1 protein-coding gene is annotated in these 255 nt (G+C 65.1%); it reads left to right on the top strand.

Features of this window, described 5'->3' with window-relative positions:
* The coding region (locus tag HGO92_RS24955) for a hypothetical protein (RefSeq protein ID WP_169999136.1) at nt 1-224 on the top strand (224 nt) is incomplete at its 5' end.
* Between the last annotated feature and the right edge of the window lie 31 nt (nt 225-255).

Raw genomic sequence — 255 nt, 5'->3', positions numbered from 1 at the left:
TCGGCTACAACGTCATCGCCCTGCCGATTGCCGCCGGCGTCTTCTACCCGGGCCTGGGTATCATGCTCAGCCCGGAAATCGCCGCCATTTCCATGTCCGGTTCCAGTGTGATTGTCGCGGTCAATGCGCTGCTCTTGAAGCGGCTGGACCTGCCGCAGCCGGGAGAGGCCATGGGCCAGGTCGCCGAAGCCGCGCCCGCACCCCAACCCACCGGCGCGAAGTAGATACAGCGGTTGGATCATGACCCTCCTGACG

It is taken from the genome of Crystallibacter degradans, from assembly GCF_012952295.1.
Lineage (GTDB): Bacteria > Actinomycetota > Actinomycetes > Actinomycetales > Micrococcaceae > Crystallibacter > Crystallibacter degradans.
Note: the sequence above shows the minus strand (reverse complement) of the source record. Positions and strands in the feature narration are given on the sequence as shown.